The following is a 6,000-nucleotide window of genomic DNA, read 5'->3' as shown; positions in this document are numbered from 1 at the left end:
GAAAGAATCAGAACAAGTGTCTAGAAAAACATGTGCCAAATATTGACTTAGGAGCACATATAAGAACTCTCCATTTCTTCTTGTTAATTGAGGGTATAAGTTACCTTGTATAAACATAATATGAAAGTTATTGTTTCATATAATACTTGAAGTTAAGTAAAATCGTAATAAAAATGGATATCTTGTTTTCCCTTTTGGGAAGTGTGTTTATACACTCTAGTATCCAATCCACCAATCTCAAAACCATATTTCAAATAAAATTTACATGCAGCAAGATTATTATTTTGTCCTACTGTCCAAATTCCTTTGTATTTTTTTCCTTTTGCAATTACTTCTGCAAATTTCAATAGTGAATGTGCCACGCCTTTACGTCTGTCTTTTTCATTGACTTTTAGATCTTCTAGATATAAATATCCATTCCAATTATTGTTGAAAATTGCCAAACCAATAGTTTCATTTTCATTAAATGCACCTATTGCAAATCCATTTTTATTTATATCTTCTAAGTTATACTTTTCATCTGGAAAAACTTGTTTTCGTACTTTTTTAGTATCGTATTTTCTTATTTCGTAATCCCATTTTTCGTCTGTCCTTCTTACGACCATTTCTCCCAAAATATCAAAAGCATTATTTTTTAGAAGCAGGCTCTTTTCATTATCTTTATTTATTATTTTCAAATTCATCTAGTTTACTCCCTGTTTATTCAATTAGATACAATATTAGATTTTGTTTATGTGTAAAAAGTGAAATCGATGCAGTTGTTAGCCTACCGAGATAGTTTTTGTGTTTGTAACTAAAATATTTTTATCGATTATGATTAGTACACATTATTTAGCAGATTCTTTTAATAGTCACCTTAACGGTTAGAAAAATGATTGAGCTGTGATAGAAAATAATTAAGACGGTTACCAATATTAAAATAATTATAATTTCTAAAAACTCATGTTTCACGATATAAATATCGCTAGGACCATCCTTTTTTGAAATATTTTGGTAGTTCTTATTAGTCAATGCACAGCTACTTTAGTCAATTAAACGCGTAGAAACTAGGCATTTAGTTTTTACAGTATCACAATATGTTCTTTTAGACATCAATATTTTTTGAAAGCTTGCTATTGCCAAATTTTTTACTTAACATGAAGCATGTATGTAGCTAGTTGCAGGTACATACTAGTATATAAATTAAAGGGGAACAACAATGAATGTTACTTTAAAGGAAGTTTCACAAGAACAAGAACAGACGTTACAAAATCTATTCCAACTATACGAATATGAGTTTAGTGCATATGTTCCATCTCTTCAAGTTAACTCGGATGGATTATTTAAATCTGCCAATCTCATGGATTATTGGAAGGGTAGTTATTACCATGCATTTTTTATTTTAGCAGATGATAAAATAGCTGGTTTTGCACTAGTAAGAGAGGCTAATAATGATCAACCTAATTTTATCGAACAATTTTTTGTGTTACATTATTTTTCGGGTAAGGGTATTGGCAAAAGGGCTGCGAATACTATTTTTGATTCATTTCCGGGAAAATGGCAAGTGCTACAAATTAAAAACAATTACCCAGCCCAAGCATTTTGGCGTAATGTGATCACAGAATATACTAATAATAACTTTGAAGAACGGTATGACAAGGAAGATGATCGTAGTTCAGTCCAAGAATTTTTAAGTATGAAGACAGAATAGATAATTTTTGCTGTATCCTGCCTTGGATGACATTGCCGTAAAAATAGTTCTTTTAATAAAGTGCTACAATTAATGCAGAGACAGATGAAGGGATGATAAGTGTGGCGTGGTTTGACAAAATTTACAAACTTTCTTTTTATTTTTTTATAACTGTCTATATTTTGGAACTTCTTTTGGCTAGTGGCCTATATTTTTATTTACCAGATGTTGTCCCAGTGCATATTGGGTTAAATTCTGTAGATCTTTGGGGGAAGGGTAAGTATATAATTTTTCTATTACCGTGTTTTTTAATTCTACTTAGTTTTATTAGTAAACCCGAGTATGCTGAGAGAAGATATCTTCCAGGAACGTATACAACAACTTTAATCAAATTATTTTTACTCGTTGTACAGATAATATGTTTGCTGGGATCAATAAACTACTTCTATATTTTATTAAAAATAGTTCTTGAAGGGGCCAATTTTTTTCACTAAAAAACTGCCACTCAATCGAGTAACAGTTTACAAGCAAGACTATTTTAATTGGAAGAAAATCTATCTTTTACTCAATTCTATTTCGTCTCTTCAATATCTTAAGTAGGTCGGTAGATTCGAGACTTTCGAAGTACTCTCCGTTTTTACGGCAATTGTTAAGCCTAATTTTTTCAGTTCGATAATCTTTAATTTTCATGTAGGAAGTATATAATTTGATACCATCAACGATTTTGAAAATGCACCAGCACTCAAACCTGCCATGGATTTTTATATCTTCATCTAGCAATTCTATTAAATAATTACGATCATGAGCCAAAGCGTTCCCACTTTTGCCAATTAAATGCACAGAAATCAGACCTTTCACTCTTATAATATCACAATGTAGCAAAAATGAATCATTTTTTAGAATGGTTCTAATTTATAAGTTTTGAGAATGTCTAATAATTAGCGCTTGCTTTACTAGTAACTTGCTGTGTATTTTGTGTCAGCTGTGCTGGTTCTTTAATACAGGACTTATTTGATATTGGTACGCCTATTTTTGATTCTCCATCCAGAAGCGTTGATATAGTAGCGTTTCTTTTTCATTGGTTCAATATATTTTTTGAAAGCCTTTGATATATAGTCTATGCAGATACAGTTTAATTTGGTAAATTAGAAATAGTTTTAAAAAAATTCACAATTTATAGAGGAGAATAGTTAATGGCAAAGACAGTATATTTTGGAGCAGGTTGGTTTACTCCTGCACAAAAGAAATCTTATGATATTGCACTGGAGTCCTTAAAAGTTAATCCAAGTGTAGACATGGAGCACTCATATGTTCCGCTGGAGCATCAATATAAAAATATTCGTGTTGATGAACATCCTGAATACCTTCATGATAAGGAATGGGCTATCGCAACATTTAATGGAGATATTGTAGGAATAAAAAGTTCCGATGTTGTATTATTTACATACCTCCCACTTCAAGAAGACATTGGTTGTGGGGTCGAACTAGGATATGCAAAGGCTATCAATAAATTCATTGTAGTTGCAGTTCCAGATGAAGAATGGGGTAAACCTATTAACCTTATGACATTTGGTACAGCTGATATATTTATTAAGTTGAGTGAATTAAAGAATTATGATTTTACAAAACCTTCATTTAACTATTACGAAGGGGCAGTCTATTAAGAAATAGTAGAGTAAGGGGAGAATACAATTTTATTTTTACCACTGCCTCAAATGCAATAGTAATATATGATTTAGGCGGCCTTGTCTCCTTTTAGGAGGCGAGGCTGTTTTTATGTAATTAGAAAAAGAATAGACATATAAAATTATGATGGGACAGGTTTTATAACGCTACTTTATGTATGAAATAAATAACTTCTAATCGCTAAGATGGTTTTTGTGAATATAGTCACTAGGTTCATAAAATAGTTAGCAAAACTAACTGTTATTTTTGAAACTCAAGCATGTTCTTTAGAGGTTGCAAGTGTGGGGACAACTTATTATTCAGGAAGTGTGTTAAGCTGACTTATAGAGGTGAACAAAATGAAATCATCAAAAAAGTTCGAAAGCACAGAGTATATTTTGGCTGAAAAATTGCCAGATAATACGGTTTGTGCAAAGAAATGGGTGAAAAAACTATGATTATTGAATCTGTTGGCTTCCCTCTAAGTACGAAAGAAAATGAGAAAAGGATAGTTCTGATTCCAAAAGATATAAGAAAAATGAAGTATCCTCAAAAATTATATTTCGAAAAAGGGTATGGATACAATTTTGGAATATCTGACGACGAATATCGTCATTTAGGTTGTCACATTGCTTCACGAGATGATGTTTTGAAGCAAGCAATAGTTTGTGGTGTAAAAATTGGCGAGGAAAAGTACGTCCAAAATTTATCAAGTGGGCAAACAATCTTTGGTTGGATTCATGCAATGCAAAATAATGATGTAACTAAAAATATTTTGAAGTTAAATCTGCGAATATTTGCATGGGAAAAGATGTTTGATCAAGGACGCCATGTGTTTTGGAAAAACAATGTTTTGGCTGGAGAAGCAGCTGTCATTCATGCTTTTCAATGTTATGGAAGACTTCCGCGCGAAACAAAAGTTGCGGTGATTGGAAGAGGAAATACTGCAAGAGGGGCTTTAAGGGCACTAGATTCATTAAATGCTGAAGCCATACAATACAATAGAAGAACAGTGAACATTTTGAAATCTAATTTAGCTGATTTTGATGTAATCGTTAATTGTGTTTTATGGGATAGCAGTGAACAAGGCCATATAATCTATAAGACGGATTTGAAACTAATGAAAAAGGATGCACTAATTATTGATGTAAGTTGTGATAGAAATGGGGCAATAGAGACAAGTATTCCAACTACTATCGAGCACCCAACATATAAGGTCAATGGTATCTTGCATTATGTGGTAGATCATACACCATCCATCTTTTTTAAAACATTTACTTTAGATAATTCAGAAGTTATATTCCCATATATCGAGCAGTTAATGACGGGAAACATTGGAAACGCTTTAAAAAATGCATTGATTAATACAAAGGATAAAGTGATCAACAAATAAATACATGTTTATTTGCTAGAATTACTCAATTCTGTAATAATAATTTGAATCATTTTTAGGCAATTTTTGTGAGAGCTAATTTTAACATACAGCGAACACAAAAAGGGCTACTCAAAAGTTAATTTTGAGCAGCCCTTTTATTAATTCCATACAAACGTGTGCCATAAACTAAAAGTCTTCGTCTAGCTTCGAATTTACCAATCTATTTTACACTCTCATTTTCTACAAAATAAGTCTATAACATTTTAAATTTTCGTGAAGTGAGGTGCCCATAATAACCCATAATATTTGAACATTTGGTTTGATACGAAAGAATAATAAAAATATCCGACAGCAATAACTAATTAGAAGGCTGCCTTTTCAAATAAATTCAAATTTCTCTCAACATTAGTAATTCCAAGTTTCTTATTATTTTTGGAATCTATAAAATTCCCCCCTAAATAATAAAACTTGTTTTGCTGTATGCCATTGAATGTTAAAGTAATTATTTTTGCTGAATTATGATAACAATATGTGAGAACGATCCCTTTTAAAGATAAGGAGACAGATTGGTTTGAACGATAAGCAGTCAAAGTGTGCTCTGCTCCCTCATAACTGGCATAATAATCATTAACGATTTTACAAAAATATTTAAAAATTTTATTCAACACAAACTTAGAAGTAGCTTCAGTCACATTAGTGGTACTCTCTTGATTTACAAAAACCAAGAATTCTTTTTCATTCATAATTAGCCTCTTTTCAGTCAATTATACCATTAACTGAGGAACAGGAGCCTAAAGCAATTTTCTGCCATACAAATAATACTGAGAATGCTAATATATTGTTCCAAGACTTTACGAGGATATATTCCTATCCAGTGGATTAAAGCAGCTTAAGGCAAAAAAATGATATTTATAAATGACCAGGGGAGGCAAGGGTAAGAGTCAAAAATTGTACATAAGAAAAGTTTTAATTACTCTAATTCTTCAAAGGTATTTATGCGTTCAGTAATTCTGGTTGCTAATTCATCTAATTTTTTGTCCCAAGATTTGGCATCTTCCGTGTCAATGTGATTGTAGGCATCATTTATAGCTTCAAGCATTTCACCTGTTTTGACGACTTGAATATCTATATATCGTTCATAGTAGTTGTCGTGGCCAAAATCAGCATCATCAGTTAATTGATATTCATACTTATCACTTACTAACCTGATCTTATCGATTTTATTTAGTAACTGTTTTTTGACATATTCCTTCTTTATCAATTTATTCACCTCACTTATATAAAAACATGG

The 6,000-nt window shown here is 31.4% G+C and carries 6 protein-coding genes; 3 read left to right on the top strand and 3 right to left on the bottom strand.

Annotated features, from left to right (window positions below; translation table 11 throughout):
* Positions 1-152 precede the first annotated feature (152 nt).
* Positions 153-683 carry a GNAT family N-acetyltransferase gene (locus tag IV36_RS10105; RefSeq protein ID WP_056992228.1) on the bottom strand — a complete coding sequence of 177 codons (531 nt, stop codon included), beginning with the start codon at positions 681-683 and terminating at the stop codon, positions 153-155.
* A 515-nt stretch (positions 684-1,198) separates the two neighbouring features.
* Here IV36_RS10105 and IV36_RS10100 point away from each other — a divergent pair.
* The 3 genes from IV36_RS10100 (at position 1,199) to IV36_RS10080 (ending at position 4,727) form a co-directional block, all read left to right on the top strand.
* A complete protein-coding gene (locus tag IV36_RS10100) occupies positions 1,199-1,690 on the top strand; it encodes a GNAT family N-acetyltransferase (protein ID WP_056992226.1) in 492 nt (163 codons plus the stop codon).
* Positions 1,691-2,862: 1,172 nt separating this feature from the next.
* Positions 2,863-3,333, top strand: coding sequence for a nucleoside 2-deoxyribosyltransferase (locus IV36_RS10085; RefSeq protein WP_056992220.1), 471 nt, complete (start codon positions 2,863-2,865; stop codon positions 3,331-3,333).
* A gap of 455 nt (positions 3,334-3,788) precedes the next feature.
* Positions 3,789-4,727: a N(5)-(carboxyethyl)ornithine synthase gene (locus IV36_RS10080; RefSeq protein WP_056992218.1), complete on the top strand. Its 939-nt coding sequence runs from the start codon at positions 3,789-3,791 to the stop codon at positions 4,725-4,727.
* Between the two features lie 344 nt (positions 4,728-5,071).
* Here IV36_RS10080 and IV36_RS10075 read toward each other — a convergent pair whose 3' ends face one another.
* Both IV36_RS10075 and IV36_RS10070 read right to left on the bottom strand, forming a co-directional pair.
* Positions 5,072-5,452, bottom strand: coding sequence for a hypothetical protein (locus tag IV36_RS10075; protein ID WP_056992216.1), 381 nt, complete (start codon positions 5,450-5,452; stop codon positions 5,072-5,074).
* Positions 5,453-5,679: 227 nt separating this feature from the next.
* Positions 5,680-5,979: a hypothetical protein gene (locus IV36_RS10070; RefSeq protein WP_235810308.1), complete on the bottom strand. Its 300-nt coding sequence runs from the start codon at positions 5,977-5,979 to the stop codon at positions 5,680-5,682.
* Positions 5,980-6,000: the final 21 nt, after the last annotated feature.

The organism is Liquorilactobacillus mali, assembly GCF_001437155.1.
GTDB lineage: Bacteria > Bacillota > Bacilli > Lactobacillales > Lactobacillaceae > Liquorilactobacillus > Liquorilactobacillus mali_A.
The sequence above is the reverse complement of the archived record's forward strand: the minus strand, read 5'-3'. Positions and strand labels throughout refer to the sequence as shown.

Bases quoted from the DNA above. Each gene is read 5' to 3' on its own strand.
- IV36_RS10105 (WP_056992228.1), bottom strand. From the start codon at position 683: ATGAATTTGAAAATAATAAATAAAGATAATGAAAAGAGCCTGCTTCTA.
- IV36_RS10100 (WP_056992226.1), top strand. From the start codon at position 1,199: ATGAATGTTACTTTAAAGGAAGTTTCACAAGAACAAGAACAGACGTTA.
- IV36_RS10085 (WP_056992220.1), top strand. From the start codon at position 2,863: ATGGCAAAGACAGTATATTTTGGAGCAGGTTGGTTTACTCCTGCACAA.
- IV36_RS10080 (WP_056992218.1), top strand. From the start codon at position 3,789: ATGATTATTGAATCTGTTGGCTTCCCTCTAAGTACGAAAGAAAATGAG.
- IV36_RS10075 (WP_056992216.1), bottom strand. From the start codon at position 5,452: ATGAATGAAAAAGAATTCTTGGTTTTTGTAAATCAAGAGAGTACCACT.